General features: G+C 43.1%; 17 protein-coding genes. 10 read left to right on the top strand and 7 right to left on the bottom strand.

Annotation, left to right across the window (positions count from 1 at the left end; translation table 11 throughout):
• Window positions 1–175: 175 nt before the first annotated feature.
• The gene (locus JZ787_RS08645) at window positions 176–1,285 is read right to left on the bottom strand and encodes an endonuclease/exonuclease/phosphatase family protein (RefSeq protein ID WP_346312126.1); all 1,110 of its coding nucleotides are present in this window, start codon (window positions 1,283–1,285) and stop codon (window positions 176–178) included.
• A 185-nt stretch (window positions 1,286–1,470) separates the two neighbouring features.
• Between JZ787_RS08645 and asd the strand changes: the two genes are divergently transcribed.
• The 5 genes from asd (at window position 1,471) to truA (ending at window position 7,296) form a co-directional block, all read left to right on the top strand.
• On the top strand, window positions 1,471–2,589 hold the full coding sequence (asd, locus tag JZ787_RS08650) for an aspartate-semialdehyde dehydrogenase (protein WP_004692521.1): 1,119 nt from the start codon (window positions 1,471–1,473) through the stop codon (window positions 2,587–2,589).
• Window positions 2,590–2,730: 141 nt separating this feature from the next.
• A complete protein-coding gene (locus JZ787_RS08655; RefSeq protein ID WP_346312127.1) occupies window positions 2,731–4,098 on the top strand; it encodes a hypothetical protein in 1,368 nt (455 codons plus the stop codon).
• A 65-nt stretch (window positions 4,099–4,163) separates the two neighbouring features.
• Entirely contained in the window at window positions 4,164–5,468 is a 1,305-nt protein-coding gene (locus tag JZ787_RS08660; RefSeq protein WP_346312128.1) for a hypothetical protein, read from the top strand.
• 49 nt (window positions 5,469–5,517) lie between these two features.
• The gene (locus tag JZ787_RS08665) at window positions 5,518–6,486 is read left to right on the top strand and encodes an asparaginase (protein ID WP_218288739.1); all 969 of its coding nucleotides are present in this window, start codon (window positions 5,518–5,520) and stop codon (window positions 6,484–6,486) included.
• 12 nt (window positions 6,487–6,498) lie between these two features.
• Complete coding sequence (truA, locus tag JZ787_RS08670; RefSeq protein ID WP_218288740.1) at window positions 6,499–7,296, top strand: tRNA pseudouridine(38-40) synthase TruA; 798 nt, start codon at window positions 6,499–6,501, stop codon at window positions 7,294–7,296.
• Window positions 7,297–7,383: 87 nt separating this feature from the next.
• Here truA and JZ787_RS08675 read toward each other — a convergent pair whose 3' ends face one another.
• Window positions 7,384–8,391: an AraC family transcriptional regulator gene (locus tag JZ787_RS08675; protein ID WP_004692528.1), complete on the bottom strand. Its 1,008-nt coding sequence runs from the start codon at window positions 8,389–8,391 to the stop codon at window positions 7,384–7,386.
• A gap of 230 nt (window positions 8,392–8,621) precedes the next feature.
• On the opposite strand from JZ787_RS08675, the gene infA reads away from it, so the two are divergent.
• The 3 genes from infA to JZ787_RS08690 all read left to right on the top strand — a co-directional run bounded on the left by infA (window position 8,622) and on the right by JZ787_RS08690 (window position 9,921).
• Window positions 8,622–8,843, top strand: a complete 222-nt coding sequence (gene infA / locus JZ787_RS08680; RefSeq protein ID WP_004692529.1) for a translation initiation factor IF-1 — start codon at window positions 8,622–8,624, stop codon at window positions 8,841–8,843.
• Window positions 8,844–8,985: 142 nt separating this feature from the next.
• Window positions 8,986–9,192, top strand: coding sequence for a hypothetical protein (locus tag JZ787_RS08685; RefSeq protein WP_346312129.1), 207 nt, complete (start codon window positions 8,986–8,988; stop codon window positions 9,190–9,192).
• A 300-nt stretch (window positions 9,193–9,492) separates the two neighbouring features.
• The gene (locus tag JZ787_RS08690) at window positions 9,493–9,921 is read left to right on the top strand and encodes a hypothetical protein (protein ID WP_346312130.1); all 429 of its coding nucleotides are present in this window, start codon (window positions 9,493–9,495) and stop codon (window positions 9,919–9,921) included.
• Between the two features lie 54 nt (window positions 9,922–9,975).
• Here the strand turns inward: JZ787_RS08690 and leuB are convergent, their stop codons facing one another.
• The 4 genes from leuB to leuC form a co-directional block, all read right to left on the bottom strand.
• The gene (gene leuB / locus JZ787_RS08695) at window positions 9,976–11,055 is read right to left on the bottom strand and encodes a 3-isopropylmalate dehydrogenase (protein ID WP_078425242.1); all 1,080 of its coding nucleotides are present in this window, start codon (window positions 11,053–11,055) and stop codon (window positions 9,976–9,978) included.
• Window positions 11,056–11,092: 37 nt separating this feature from the next.
• The gene (locus JZ787_RS08700; RefSeq protein ID WP_010325844.1) at window positions 11,093–11,653 is read right to left on the bottom strand and encodes a hypothetical protein; all 561 of its coding nucleotides are present in this window, start codon (window positions 11,651–11,653) and stop codon (window positions 11,093–11,095) included.
• 99 nt (window positions 11,654–11,752) lie between these two features.
• A complete protein-coding gene (leuD, locus tag JZ787_RS08705; protein ID WP_005400865.1) occupies window positions 11,753–12,403 on the bottom strand; it encodes a 3-isopropylmalate dehydratase small subunit in 651 nt (216 codons plus the stop codon).
• 21 nt (window positions 12,404–12,424) lie between these two features.
• Complete coding sequence (gene leuC / locus JZ787_RS08710; protein ID WP_346312213.1) at window positions 12,425–13,858, bottom strand: 3-isopropylmalate dehydratase large subunit; 1,434 nt, start codon at window positions 13,856–13,858, stop codon at window positions 12,425–12,427.
• 500 nt (window positions 13,859–14,358) lie between these two features.
• Between leuC and JZ787_RS08715 the strand changes: the two genes are divergently transcribed.
• Window positions 14,359–14,595 (top strand): DUF2061 domain-containing protein, encoded by a 237-nt coding sequence (locus JZ787_RS08715; RefSeq protein ID WP_004692541.1) that lies wholly within the window; start codon window positions 14,359–14,361, stop codon window positions 14,593–14,595.
• Between the two features lie 159 nt (window positions 14,596–14,754).
• Entirely contained in the window at window positions 14,755–15,612 is an 858-nt protein-coding gene (locus JZ787_RS08720) for a LysR family transcriptional regulator (RefSeq protein WP_218288742.1), read from the top strand.
• Window positions 15,613–15,670: 58 nt separating this feature from the next.
• Here JZ787_RS08720 and JZ787_RS08725 read toward each other — a convergent pair whose 3' ends face one another.
• A complete protein-coding gene (locus JZ787_RS08725) occupies window positions 15,671–16,171 on the bottom strand; it encodes a DUF2628 domain-containing protein (RefSeq protein ID WP_346312131.1) in 501 nt (166 codons plus the stop codon).
• Window positions 16,172–16,197 lie beyond the last annotated feature (26 nt).

A 16,197-nucleotide genomic window follows, 5' to 3' on the forward strand; every position in this document is an offset into this window, starting at 1 on the left:
CATCATATCCATGATGATTTCCATCAGCTTCAACTTCCATACTGGGATGATCCATTCCCGCTCCATCTGCTGATGAGACTAGAATACGGGGATACCAAATGACTAACCATTCGTCAGATTCCCAAATCCCTGTAAGCCATATCCTACACTGATGAAATCCGAGCACCCCGTATGTTTACTGGTAATCTTTGGCAATTTTATCTGTCACCTGCTTACCTTCTCGTTCCGCTTTCTCAATTCCATCTTCAATCGCCTCCTGCGCCTCTTGCTCATCGGCTTCGGTTTGTTCCAGCTCTTCTTGTACTTGCTCAAACACCCGACCTGTTTGAAGCACCACATATACAGGGAAATGATCTGAACCAATATGTGCTAAACGCTGCATCTGCACTAAGGCAAAATCCGTACTGTGAAAAACATGATCCAGTGACCAGCGTAGTAAAGGATAGTCTGCATGAAAAGTATTGACAAAATGCCGTCCGACGCGAGGGTCTAGCAGCCCACTGATCCGTTGAAAAAGTCGTGTCGTGCGCGACCATGCCACGTCATTCAAATCCCCCATCACAATGCAGCTTTCATCCAAATCTTTAATCTGATCACCAACTATTAATAATTCAGCATCACGTAAAGTAGAGTCTTTGGCTTCTGTCGGACTTGGTGGTTTCGGGTGTAAGCAGTACAGTTGCACTGGTTGTCCTGACCTTAAGATGACCGTGGCATGAATCGAAGGAATTTCATCGCTCAAAATAAACTTAACTTCAATATCTTTAAGCGCTAAACGACTATACAAGTGCATGCCATACAGATTATCCAAAGGCACTGCAACCCGATAGGGATAGTCATCGTCCAATACACTCAAGGCTTGTTGCCAATGTGCATCCGACTCTAAAGTCAAAATCAAGTCTGGTTGATACTGACGAATTTGTTGCAGTAATAAGTGATATTGAGTATTGGGCGTCAGTACATTCGACACAATTAAAGAAATCTGGCGTTCTGGCTGTAACTCTGTTGTGGCAACCGTTTTGACCTGCTTTTTCCACACAAAAGTATAAGGCAACACCATTTTGAGTTGGTACGCCACTGCCGCAATTAACCCCAACAAAATGACTTCGCGCACCCAATTCCAAGGTGCATCCCAAATCAACATCAAGATAAATGCAATCAATCCCAATGCCAAAATCTGTAAGCGTGGAAAATCTGCGCCTCGAAACCACCATTCATCTCGTGGAATCAGTGACCAGAAGCTTAACCAAATCACAACACATGCCAGCAACTCAACCCAGATCATAGATACCCACTCTTATATTCTTAATTTTTTGTAGATTCATAAATTAATATCAATTTTGCATGTAACATAAACAAGATATATTGCACAATATAATTGCTGTTTTCATTGTGTAGTGCTTGCAGTTAAGCGCTCTTTTGATACACTCGAACCCCCTTTTAATTTTTAACGCACCGAGGCAAAGTGACATGAAAGTAGGTCTGGTCGGTTGGCGCGGGATGGTTGGTTCCGTCCTTATGCAACGTATGGTTGAAGAGAATGATTTTGCTCATTTTGAGCCATTTTATTTTTCTACCAGTAATGCAGGCGGTGAAGCGCCTGCGTTTGGCGGTAAAACTGCCCCAGCACTTATGGATGCATCAGACATTAACAGTCTGAAGCAAATGGATGTCATTATTACCTGCCAAGGTGGCGACTATACTTCAGAAGTTTTCCCGAAGCTCAAAGCAGAAAACTGGACAGGCTATTGGATTGATGCGGCATCTACACTTCGTATGGAAGATGAAGCCATTATCGTGCTTGACCCTGTCAACATGAACGTGATTAAAGATGGTTTAGTGAATGGCACTAAAACATTTGTTGGCGGTAACTGTACAGTTTCACTGATGCTGATGGGCTTAGGTGGTTTATTCCAAAACAATTTAGTGGAATGGGCAACCTCGATGACTTATCAAGCAGCATCGGGTGCTGGTGCGCAAAATATGCGTGAACTCATCTCAGGTATGGGCTATTTGTACAACAACACTAAAGATTTGTTAGATGACCCACGCTCTCCAATTCTAGATATCGACTCTAAAATTGCGGAATTACAACGTGGCGAAGGTTTCCCTTCAGCAAACTTTGGCGTGCCTTTAGCAGGCTCACTCATTCCTTATATCGACAAACAATTAGACAGCGGTCAGTCGAAAGAAGAATGGAAAGGTCAAGTTGAAACCAACAAGATCTTGGGCAACCAGCAAATCGTTCCGATTGACGGTCATTGTGTGCGTATTGGTGCGATGCGTTGTCACTCTCAAGCTTTAACTTTGAAGCTGAAGAAAGACGTGCCTCTCGATGAAATCGAAGATATGTTACGTAGCGCGAACCAATGGGCAAAAGTGGTTCCAAATACCCGTGAAGCGTCTATGACGGACTTAACACCTGTAGCTGTAACGGGTACATTAACAGTTCCTGTTGGTCGTCTACGCAAATTGAATATGGGCAAAGAGTACTTAGGTGCTTTCACTGTCGGTGATCAATTGCTTTGGGGCGCTGCGGAACCCTTACGTCGTATGCTCCGTATCCTGATTGACTACAAAAATACTTAAGCATTTACCCGCTAAAGTATTAAGCCGATCACACTTGATCGGCTTTTTTTTGTAACCCTGATGTTAACGTTTTACAAATAACACACAACTCGCTAATCTATAATTTTCGCTTTGCGATCTGTGACCGAGCTAAAGATTAAGATGACCGTAAATAACAAATTAAAGATAGCCATTTTAGCCATTATTGCTTCGCAAAATGTGAATGCGATCACTGTTGATCCTATTCAAATTCAATCTGCACCTGGGGAACTGTTGTATGCTGAATTGAACTTTCACGATGCCGATCCGAATGCTCCCATTCAAGCCAGTCTAGCCAGCGCAGAAGATTTAATGTCTCTTGGTGTCATGCATCAGCCGCCCAGTAATCTGAACTTTTTTACCCGTCGTACCAGCGCCAGTACAGGTGTGATTACGATTACTTCTTCACGCCCTTTAACTGAAGCGGAACTGAACATTGTCGTCAAAATCAAAGAAGGCAATGCGGCACGGCTACAACATATTAAAACAGCCAATAAACGCTCGGCAGCACTTCAAGCCCGCACGAATAATAATGAAAAAGCCTTAAAACCGGTGGTGATTGTCAACGAAAAAGATATTGCGCTGAACTTACCTATCAGCACACAATTCAATAGCTTAAAAACAACAGCTGCGCCGACGACAAACACGACACCACTCAAACTCAATAACCATACCCCACCAAGCATGAGTGCGACCGCTATTACAGCGCCAACGCAAGTTATTTCAGTAGCGTCTACACAAATTGCAGCAGCTGCTCAAACATCAACTCCACGTGTTGAACCGATTACGCAAGCGAAAAAATCGGCAGATCCGTTAGTGCAAAAGTATGCCGATTCAGTTCAAAAATCAGATGCGCCAATTTCAGCACAGGCCAGCCCTCAACCTAGTCCATCGACAGCAAAAACAACACCTGCTGCCCCTGCAACTACTGCACGCCAAGCCGCACCTCAAAGTGCCCATGTAGTTCGGTCAAATGAATCTCTCTGGGGCATTGCATCGCGTATTGCTGCTGAAGAAAACCGTCCTGTCGGTGAAGTCATGCAACAAATTAAAGCCAAGAATGAACATGCCTTTATTCAAGGTGACGTAAACCGCTTACGTCGTGGTGCCAACCTCAACTTAACAGGCCTACAAACAGCCAAATCAGAGCAAAAAGTTTCCGTTTCATCACTTCCAAAACAGAGCTCACAGCAATCTGGCAAGGCGAAATACCGCCTCAATCAAGCCGAGATGAGTTTGGTTGCAGAGAAAGAGCAAGATTCAAGCCACGGTTCTGCCAAGAAGTCGACAGAAAAGAATCAAACATCAAACGAGTTGTCATTAAAAGTTATGACATCCCGTGAAAAAACCGTTAAATTACAGAGAAACGTAACACAATTAGAAGTGGCACTTAATCAGAAAGATCAGAGAATTCAATTACTAAACGCTCGTCTTGCACAATTGCAACAACAATTGAAAGCACAACAAACTGAGAAAAAGCCAACACACTAAAGTGTTATTTTGATTATTTGATTTTGGATGAACTTGCACAAAGACAAGTTCAAAAGGGGTAAAACATGCTTATTTATGTGATTCCATTTATCTTACTATTGGTTGTTGCCATAGTCTTAAAAAAGCGTGAGGCGAGTAAAGAAGCAGAACCAAAAACTCAAAAAGCGGTTGCTGCAAAAAACAAAGCCAAAAAAACCAGTTCGTCTAAAAAATCCCCGCAACAAACTCAAGTCGTTGAAGATGTTGTTGCTAAAAAAGCCACGACACCACTCGCCACAGATCTACGTAATAAAATTGAAGGTCAAATTCGCGACCGCAATTTCTTCTCAGCTGAAGCACAAATCAACCAAGCCCTAAATAAAGACAATTCACAACACGAATTATATTTACTGCTGCTCGATATTCACTTGCTCCAAAAAGATGAGTTTGCCATTAGCCAATTGCTGAATCATTTACGTTCTTTAGAACTGGATGATATTTTGGCGCAAGCAGAAGCCAAAAAATCGGATTACGATCAATTACATCAAAATAGCCGTGACACGATTGAGTTTAAACCAACTGAAATTACGCCATCTGCACCAAAACCTGTAGAAGCAACCAATACTGCGGACTTTGATGCCCTGATGTCATCAAATAATCCTGCGCCCGCTCCTGTGCAGGCTTCTGTTGTTGAACCGGTTCAAGACATTAAACCGCTTGATTTTGATACCTCAGCATTTACCACCACAACAACAGCTCAACCTGAACCGAGCATCGAAGTTCAAAGCTTAGATTTTGATATTTCTAGTTTAAATACGCCAACGGCAGAACCAGCCAAACCTGCTGAAGAACTTAAACCGCTCGATTTCGGTTCACTCTCTTTAGAAAGCACGCCGGCTCAACCAGCAGAAACTGCTGCAGCCGACATCCAACCTTTAGATTTTTCATTCAATCTCGACACAACGCCGACAACAACGCCAGAAGCAGAAATTTCGCCGCCTGCCGTAGATGAGCGTCCTGAATTTACATTTGATTTTTCAAGCGAATCCACAGCCGAAGCTGCAAAAGATATCCCTGCTTTTTCTTTTGATACGGTTAGTCCAAGTGAAGCGATAGTAGAAGAAACACCAGCAGTTGTTACCCCAAGCCTCAGTTTTAGTCTAGAGTCTACTGCACCTGCCAATACGACAGATCAAAGCGATCCTCTGGTGCAGTCTTTCCCTCAACTGAACGAAGTCAATGAAATACACTTAAACCTTGAATTGGCTGAGCAATACATTCAACTTGGCGCTTTCGAAGCTGCACGTGAAATTTTGGTTGAACAAGAACCAAATTACTCTACGGAACAACGTCAGCAAGTAGAACAGTTACTGAGTCGCATAGCATCCTAAGCCATTTCGTTTTAAACTAAAGCAGTCATCACCGACTGCTTTTTTTATAATGAAAAAAATTGCGCTTATCTATATGGGTGGAACCTTTGGCTGTATTGGCGAACCCTTACAACCAATGCCTGCCGAAGACTTTATTCCCAAGCTCACACATGTGTTGCCCATTCATCTCGACATAGAATGTTTTATTGCACCTGTCATTAAAGACAGTAGCGCCTGTACGGCTGCAGACTGGTTATTGCTGATTCAGCAGATTCAACAATTGCAACTGCAACAATTCCAGCATTTTGTCGTGATTCATGGCACAGATACCTTAAGCTATGCCAGTGCTGTCGCGGCACACTTTATTGCAGATTCCGCACGTGTGGTTTTCACAGGTAGCCAATATCCATTGCTTAATGTACAAGGCACAGATACGCGTGAATTTAGCGATGCGATCAGTAATTTGAATTTTGCCTTAGATGCGGTGATGAAACATCCTGTCGGAGTGTATCTGGCTTTTCATCAACAGGTATTGCATGCGCAGACTGCGCTAAAACGACATACTACAGAACTGGATGCTTTTACAGGTGTCATGGCTGAACAGCCGATTCCACACAGCTTAAAAACGCACATAGTACAAACAGGTGATGTAGAACAATCCCACCAGTTCAATTGCCTCAATCTGATGATGCAACCTGTTGCCTTGGTGCAGCAAATCCAGAACTTGAGAAATCTACTCTCCGCACCGCCACATTTCCTCATTTTGCAAGGTTTTGGAACGGGTAATTTAGCTGTGAATGCCGAGCTAATAGCACTTTTCGATGAATTTTACGCACAAGGCTGTGTTGTTATCTTAAGCACCCAAGTCCCTTTCGGCCGTACTGATCAGCGCTATGCAGTTGCCGCGTGGACAACTCAGGCCAAAATAATTGTTAGTGATTGCCTCGGACATGCAGATCTGTATGCCAAAGCCCTCAAAATGTATTTACAATACCCCAGCGCTGAAGCACGCTTCAGCCATTGGCATGATTTGGGTTAATTTGAGGTACATATGCAACGTTTTGCGATCGGCATTGAGTTTTGTGGAACACACTATCGTGGTTGGCAAACCCAACAAACAGGTGTGATCAGCGTACAAGAGACGATTGAAAAAGTACTCTCTAAAATTGCCAATGAGCCAATTAGCTTACATGGTGCAGGTCGTACCGATGCGGGCGTCCATGCCACCAATATGGTGGCGCATTTTGATAGCTCGGCACTTCGTTCAGAGCGCGGTTGGTTAATGGGCAGCAACAGCCAACTGCCAAAAGATATCTCGATCCAGTGGATCAAAGCGATGGATCAAGACTTTCATGCACGCTTCAAAGCGCAGGCACGTCGTTATCGTTATGTCGTTTATAACCACCCGCAACGCCCTGCTCTTATGCATAAACAAGTCACACATGCCTATTATGCGCTAGATGTAGCGAAGATGATACAAGCCTCGCAAAAGTTCGAAGGCACGCATAACTTTGAAAGCTTCCGTGCAGCCGCATGCCAATCCAATCAACCTGTGCGCCATGTCAGCCATTGTCGCTTAATTCAACATGGCCCATATTTGGTCCTCGACATTCAGGCCGATGGCTTCTTGCACCATATGGTCCGCAATATCATGGGCTGCTTACTGGAAATTGGTCAAGGTATGTATGAAGTCGAGCATATTGAAGCGATTTTCGCAGCAGAAGACCGCAAAGCCGCAGGCATTACTGCCCCTCCTGATGGGCTATATTTCATTCATGCCGACTATCCAGCGCAGTTTGAGCTACCAAAGCAGCCGCTTGGGCCGCACTGGCTAAATATGCCTGAATAATTTATTTTTGAATCCTCCCCCTAGCCGGCTTTTTCAAAGGAGGGGAGAAATTCCTCCCTTTTATAAAGGGAGGTTAGGAGGGATTTCTTAACGCTGCTTACGCTTGCGATATTCCACTGGGGTTTCATTGGTCCAGCGTTTAAATGCACGATAGAAGGTACTTGGCTCAGAAAAGCCAGTCAAATACACGATACGCTCTACACTTTCAGCCGTATTGGCCAAAAGTTTTTTCGCCAAACGACAGCGATAATCAGACAAAATTTGCTGGAAGCTGGTATTCGCCTCACTAAGTTGTGTGCGTAACCGCCTTGGGGTAATACTGAGCTGTGAAGCCACTGTTTCAAGTGTGGTTTCACCACTTTCTAGGGTTGAACCTATCGCACGACGGACTTCACCCACCAAATCATAACGGGCTAATTCTTGAAGTTTTTCAATCGCTAACTGCTCATGCAGTTGCAATAATTCAGGTTCCGCCTGCCACAACGGATAAGCCAAAATACTTGGGTCAAAATATAAGCGGGTTTCTTTTTGTCCTAGACTAACAGGGCACTCATATACGCGGAAATACTCATCATCAAACGCACCTTTACTGAAGTTAAAATCAATATAGATCGGTTCAAAGCGCCCTTCAGTAATAAATTTAAAGAAACGTAAAATACCGGACATCGCACATTCAGAAAAATGTCGATTGACCAAATTTTCAGCCCAAGGTTGTTCCCCATTGGTCAAATAACACCGGTCATCTTCAACCACCAACTTGGCATGAAAGGCATCACTGATCAAGCGCTGATAAGCCAAAGCGCGTTTCAAACCCTCACCAAAGTTTTCCGATGAAATAAACAAATGCTCAATCACTTGACCACGGTATAAAGGCAGATTTTCACCCAAATGTAGACCGATGTCTGGATCTCGGCTCACCTCTTCTGCCGCCACCCAAAAAGCGTATTGAGCGCTCAAAGGCGTACGCTCATTGGTTTCCATCTGATTTAATGCAACACCAGCCTTTGTTAAAATTTCTTCTGTTGGCAACCCTGAACGACGAATCGCTTGGTAGCCTAATCGCAATACAACCGATGCATCCGTTAGCTGACCCACGCTAGAACCTTCCTTGTATGTTCTTCATTTATACATAAAACATTAAAATTAGATTAACTGCGATTGACCGAACTGACAACAACTTATACAGTTTTTTTGTTGAAAATATTTGTTCCGCTTGTTCGCTTATTTTACTGACAGATGATCAGGCAACCGCCCATTCCGCCTTGTTTTATGCAAAAAAATTGACTATAATTTGCGCCTTTCCAATTTATTCATTCAGGTAGGCTATGGCCAATAAAGAGGAACTCATCGAGTTCGAAGGCGTTGTCACCGAGACGCTTCCTAATACTATGTTTCGTGTACGTTTAGAAAACGGTCATGAAGTGATTGCTCACATCTCTGGTAAAATGCGTAAACACTATATTCGTATTTTGACTGGCGACAGTGTTAAAGTAGAAATGACACCTTATGATTTGTCTAAGGGTCGTATCACTTATCGTGCGCGCTAAGTTTTAGCGAAGCGAAAAAGCCACTTTTTAAGTGGCTTTTTTAATGTCTGCGCTCAGACTAAAACGTTATGAATCAACTATATTCCAAGCAAAAATCAAACTATAATTAAATGAGATAACAACCTAATACGCCAAAACAATAATGAAGACGACTTCAACGAAGCTCGCTATTTTACTGTTCCCAATGCTATGTGTTGCTTGTGCCACAACAAGCGAAACTCGGCTCAAGCAAACCTTACAACACTATATCGGACAATCGTCACATCAAGTTCAAAATCAACTCAACCTCAATAGCATGGGTTATAAAGTGCTCGGTGCTCCTGTATATACCCCAGAGAAACTGACCTAAACTCTGTTACGTAATATGCCTATTCCGATGGTAACCCCCAATCTTGGAACCAGTGTCAGTATGGGTGCGCCCATTCCAACACCTTCCAGCGGTAGCCTGAATATTGAAATGAAATGCAAAATTGAGTTCAGACTGCATGATGATCTTGTGGAATCTATTCACTACGTCGGCAAAGCATGTTAACAGCTATGTTATGTTGAGCCATCTATATACCGTTTATCTCAAATTACTCGAAGCATACTCAAACGAACGTTCAGATATACAATACTAAAAGGGTCTTTCTCTGCTTAGGGGATGATCATGAAGCCCTTTATTGTCAGTTTCTTTAGTTCCATCTGCTTTCTACTGCTTCAAGCTTGTGGCAGTTCTCCAACGCAACACCAGACCGTCGTTTCACCTGCTAAAATTGCGCTCCCTGACTATTTAGAACAATATATCGGCCAAGATGTATCGAGCATTCGGCGCGAACTCAACTTACGTCAACTCGGTTATGAAACCTTAGGTGCGCCGATTCAAACACCAAACCAACTGAGTTACACCATTGTCCGGCGGATTCAAATTCCAACCCCTATGCCCACTATGCGTAGCGACAGCAGTGTCGGTGCGATTCCTATTCCCACACATACCCCATTTTATGATGTTCAGTTAGAGTGCCAAGTCCACTTTTTATTAAAAGATAATATTGCCCGATCAATTCAATATCGGGGTAAAGCTTGTAAAGGTTATTAAATTTTGGGCATAAAAAAACGCAGCGGATGGCTGCGTTTTCAAATTATTTTTGGCTTAGTTCAGTGCAGCCACAACTGCCTGCCCCATTTCCGCAGTACCCACTTTGCTCATGCCTTCAGACATGATATCAGCGGTACGCAAGCCTTGATCTAGGACATTGCCTACTGCATCTTCAATCGCTTGAGCAGCAGCTTCTTCACGGAAGGTATAACGCAACATCATAGCCACTGAAAGAATAGTGGCTAATGGGTTGGCAATATTTTGTCCTGCGATATCGGGCGCCGAACCATGACATGGCTCATACATCCCTTTCGCATTTTCATCTAAGGATGCTGATGGCAACATCCCAATTGAACCTGTCAACATCGCGGCTTCATCAGACAAGATGTCACCAAATAAGTTACCTGTCACAATCACGTCAAACTGTTTAGGCGCGCGCACCAATTGCATTGCAGCATTATCGACATACATATGCGACAAGTTAATGTTTGGATAGTCAGCTTCTTTCATCGCCGTTACGGTTTGCTTCCAAAGCTCCGTCACTTCAAGGACGTTGGCTTTATCAACCGAACAGACTTTTCCGCCACGTAAACTGGCCATTTCAAAAGCCACTTTCGCAATACGCTTAATTTCAGACTCAGCATAAACGTCAGTGTTAAAGCCTTGTTTTTCACCATTCTCAAGTTCACGAATACCACGTGGCTGACCAAAGTAAATCCCGCCAGTTAATTCACGAACGATAAGAATATCAAGACCTGCAACAATTTCAGGCTTCAAGCTTGATGCATCTGCCAATTGCGGATACAAAATAGCTGGACGTAAGTTCGCGAATAAATTTAATTCACTACGAATTTTTAACAAACCACGCTCTGGACGGATCGAACGCTCAATGTTGTCCCATTTCGGACCACCCACTGCACCGAGTAAAATCGCGTCTGCATTTTTGGCTTGTGCTGCGGTTACATCTGGATAAGGTGAACCGTGTGCATCAATGGCAGCCCCACCGAGTAGGCCCTGTTCCCACGTTAAACCTAAATTGAATTGATCATTGACTCGTGTAAGTACCTGTTCTGCGGCTTTTACAATTTCAGGACCAATGCCGTCACCAGCCAAAATCAAAATATGTTTAGACATGAAATATTCCATTGTTGGTGAGTTCTGACTCACACGATTAAAGTTTTTGTTCTACAAACTCGCCCAAGCCATTTAAGACATTGTAAGGTTTGCAAAAACGACGAATTGTTCTTTGGTTCTGCTTTAAATCGACACACAAAGGGTCAGGTGCAGACATATTCAACAAGCTTCCCTGATGTCGACTGCGCGCACGGAACATTCTAAAGGTGTAGCGTTCCGCAGGCTTAAAACGATGAATCACATGCAGCGTTTCAGCGCGATCGACCGAAACAGGATAGAAGCGAATCACCAGTTCATGTTGCCCCGCTGGCACTGACAGAAACAAGGCATTCGCTTCATTCAAATCATCTCGTTTTAGACGCACGACCTTCTCTCGAATGGCCTCACGGCTGACACGATGATTGTCTGCATCCACAATTTTGATCTGATTCCATCGCTCAAATTCGCAGTTCACCGTACCAGTACAGTAAAGCTGTGCATTATTTTTACTCGCTGGGGTATCCTGAATACGCTTTATGCTTGCCGTATTCATGCTTTGGCAGGCAGTTAATGTTCCCACCAACGCCAGTAGAGCGATACGACTGTAACTCGTCACCATTGTTCAAGCCCAACCTTTACCAGTAGCAAAACGTTTAAAATTCTTTTGCTCGATATTAACAAGAGATGGCCCCAAGCACTAGATGCATCGAATTTTCAATTAAGCATGAATTTCAGCAAACACCCACGGACGTGATGCTTTGGTCTTTTCTTCATAGGCTTTGATGTCATCTGCAACCTGTAAAGTTAAACCAATATCATCCAAACCATTTAACAAACAGTGCTTACGAAATGGATCGACTTCAAATGTGAAGGCTTCGCCCGATGGTGTACGCACTTCTTGCGCGCCCAAATCAATCGTCAGCTGATAACCTTCTGTTGCTGCACATTCTTTGAAAAGTTGATCAACAATTTCTTCAGACAAAATCACAGGTAACATGCCATTTTTGAAACTATTATTAAAGAAAATGTCGGCATAGCTGGGTGCAATCACAGTACGGAAACCATATTCTTCCAATGCCCACGGCGCATGTTCGCGGCTTGAGCCACAACCAAAGTTCGCCCGAGAAATTAAGATACTGGCCCCTTGGTAACGTGGCTGATTCAATGCAAAATCAGGGTTTTTAGGACGTTTAGAATTGTCTTGTCCTAAAAAACCTTCATCTAAATAACGCAACTCATCAAATAAGTTTTCACCAAAACCCGTGCGCTTAATAGATTTCAAAAACTGTTTTGGAATGATCAAGTCTGTATCGACATTGGCACGGTCTAAAGGTGCAACGATACCCTGTTCAACGGTATATTTTTTCATGTCTATGCTCCCAAGCCCGAATTAAAATGAACGCACATCGACAAAGTGACCTGCAATCGCTGCTGCGGCTGCCATTGCTGGACTCACCAAGTGCGTACGACCGCCATTGCCCTGACGACCTTCGAAGTTACGGTTAGAGGTCGATGCACAGTGCTCACCAGGTTGTAATTTGTCTGCATTCATTGCTAAACACATTGAACAACCTGGCTCACGCCATTCAAAGCCCGCTTCAATCAAAACTTTGTCTAAGCCTTCAGCTTCTGCTTGAGCTTTGACTAAACCAGACCCTGGAACCACCATGGCTTGTTTAATGGTACTTGCCACTTTTTTGCCTTTAGCCACTTCTGCTGCGGCACGAATATCTTCAATGCGCGAGTTGGTACATGAACCAATAAAGACACGGTCTAACTGAATATCTGCCAACGCCTGACCTGCGGTTAAACCCATGTAGTTATAAGCACGCGTCCAATCATTGCGTTGCACTTCATCTTTGGCTTGTTCTAAAGTTGGTACAGCTTGAGTCACTGGAATCACCATTTCAGGCGATGTACCCCAAGACACTTGTGGCTCAATCTCTTCACCTTGCAATACAACTACAGTGTCAAAATGCGCATCTGCATCCGAATGTAAGGTATTCCAATACTCAACTGCAGCATCCCACTGTGCACCTTGTGGTGCATATGGACGGTCTTTGACATAGGCAATGGTTTTGTCATCGACAGCGACCATACCCACACGTGCGCCGCCTTCAATCGCCATATTACACACCGTCATACGACCTTCGATCGACATATCACGGAAGACTTGACCACCAAACTCGATGGCATGACCTGTACCACCCGCAGTACCAATTTTACCAATGATGGCTAAAACCACATCTTTCGGTGTTACGCCCTGACCCAATTGACCATCAACACGCACCAACATGTTTTTCATCTTCTTTTGAACCAAGCATTGGGTTGCCAATACATGCTCCACTTCAGATGTCCCAATCCCGTGCGCCAAACAGCCGAATGCACCATGTGTTGCCGTATGAGAGTCTCCACACACCACCGTCATCCCCGGTAAAGTCAAACCTTGCTCAGGTCCGACCACGTGTGCAATGCCTTGACGCACATCATTAATGTCAAACTGCACCACATTAAAGGTTTTACAGTTGTCGTCTAAGGTCTGAACTTGGATACGTGAAGTATCATCTTCAATACCTGCAATTCCCTCTGAACGCTCTTTGGTCGAAGTTGGAACGTTATGATCAGGAGTTGCCACATTCGCACTTAAACGCCATGGTTTACGACCCGCAAGTTGTAAACCTTCAAAGGCTTGCGGAGAAGTCACTTCATGTAATAAATGACGGTCGATATAGAGTAAAGCCGAGCCATCGTCGCGTTGTTTTACTAAGTGGTCATCCCACAATTTGTCATACAATGTTTTTGCTTGTTGGTTTTCGCCTGCCATGTCGATTGACTCCACTGGACTGGGTAATTCTTTCATTAAAATCGATTATAACGACGATTTCACATAAATCTAATTTATCATTTTTATTAATTTAAAAACTTTTTGGAATTATTTTAAATTCATACCTCTTTGTTTCAATCCCTTTGATTGCAGGCCCTCACCGCTGGTTTTAATTCAGACTCTATACGCCTATTTATCAACCTGTTGTAGGTCTCGCAGTATATGTCTCTGCTCAGCCATGCAAGGTTTATCTTCCCTATTTAGACCAATACTTTTTAAGGCTCGCTTCGTTGATGTGAATAGTAAGACAGCGACCTATGCATAGACTAAAGAGTGAAATCTACAGAAGCTTGTTTTCTCACGTCAAACATTCCAAACAATCGACTACGTCACCTTACATTCAAAAACCCAATCATGAGCAATCAAAATTTCATTTTGACTTTATTAATGATAATAATTACCATTTACAAATGAAAGGCATTATTGAGAGGGTATTTATCATGGCGAACATTCAGAAATTTGTAGCGAACAATCAGCGCATATTCAAAAAAACCCTAAGCTATTACATCATGCACATTACTGTGGCCATGATTGTGGCTTACTTTGTCACAGGTAACTTATGGATGGCGGTCACCCTCAGCTTATTAGAACCAACCGTTCAAGCCTTCGCATTCTTTTTCCATGAACGTATTTGGGAGAAAAAGAACCGTACCACCGAAGAAAATATTCCCGCTTAAGCCTTTATACCAAGCACCCTCTCAACTCTCAAAAGATCACATCAAGTGATCTTTTTTTATTTCAGTCCAGACCAAATAACCTACTATTCATTTTAAAGATCGCAATTCATATAAAATTATTTTATAATTTAATTATACTTTCATAACTAGATTATCCTTATGAATCTTGCAGCCTTCGAAGCTTTTGTAAAAGTCATGGAAACCGGCTCTATTTCTTTAGCCGCAGATCAGCTCTTCATTACGCAACCTGCTGTAACCAAACGTATTCATAGTTTAGAAGAATATTTTGGTGTGAAACTGTTTGAGTCTGCGGGTCGTGGTGTACAAGCCACGCATGCCGCACATTCATTGCTGCCTAAAGTTAAAAACTGGCTCAATGAACTGGGTGACATTCACCATACCTTGAGTCATGAACAAGGCATGGTCCAAGGCAAACTCAAAATTGGCACCAGTCACCATATTGGTTTGCATCACTTGCCGAGCCATTTACGTAGCTATGTGCAAAGCTTTCCAAATGTCACCTTAGATGTGCACTTTGTCGACTCCGAGCAAGCGCATGAAAAAGTACTGGCTGGCGACTTAGAATTGGCTTTTTTGACGCTTCCACCCAAACTCGATGAGCGTTTACAGTACGTCACCATTTGGGAAGATCCTTTAGTTTTTGTTGCAGCACCATTTCATCCGCTGGCACAAATACAAAACTTACAACTCGAAGACCTGATTCAGTACCCAAGTTTATTGCCTGCATCACAAACCTATACCAGCCAAATCACATTGGCAGAGTTTGAGAAACAGAACCTCAAACCTAAAATCACCATGAGCAATAATCCACTCGAATCGATTCGTATGCTGGCATCGATTGGACTGGGCTGGTCAGTGCTTCCAAAAACGATGATTAACCAAGACCTACAGCAGTTGAATGTGAAGTTCGAAATGAACCGTCAACTCGGTATGGTTTGGCATCCGGGTAGAACCCAATCTCGTGCGGTGCAAGAACTAATTGCAATGATGAACTAAGCTTTGCAAACATAAAAAACCATCCACAAGGATGGTTTTTTTATTTTGCGCGAGCGAATTAAGAAGCACTAATAGCCAGTGCAACCAGCCCAAGCCAAATCACCAGCAAGATCGAACCTGCTATGAGATTTGTACCACCACGATTTTCTAATTCAGTATTGATGCTTCCAATTCTCAACTGACGAATCTTGGCAATCTGCTGATCGACATGATGCTTGTACAAGGTATTCCCAAACATTCCAAATGCTACGGCCAAGCCAATATTTGCACCAGAACTTTCAATCCCTAAAAGTATTTCAACTATCCCTATGACCACAATCAAACCAATGGCCATAAAGCCATAACTGTACATTTTTCGATAAAACAACCAGACCACACCTAAGAAAAAGGCGGCAATATTAAAACCTGCATATTGTTTCTTGGGCGTGATTTTTTCAAATTGAGCTTGATAGTAAGACTCATATTTCGCACCGACAAACAGGGCACGATCTTGTTCTAGTTGATTAACTGAAGAGTCTAAAGACGTAGAGTCAGGAAAAGCTTGATGATCGAAAGACATAAATTTCTACTTTTATCTTATTTTTA

Source organism: Acinetobacter sp. BWR-L5, assembly GCF_039655985.1.
Taxonomy (GTDB): domain Bacteria; phylum Pseudomonadota; class Gammaproteobacteria; order Pseudomonadales; family Moraxellaceae; genus Acinetobacter; species Acinetobacter johnsonii.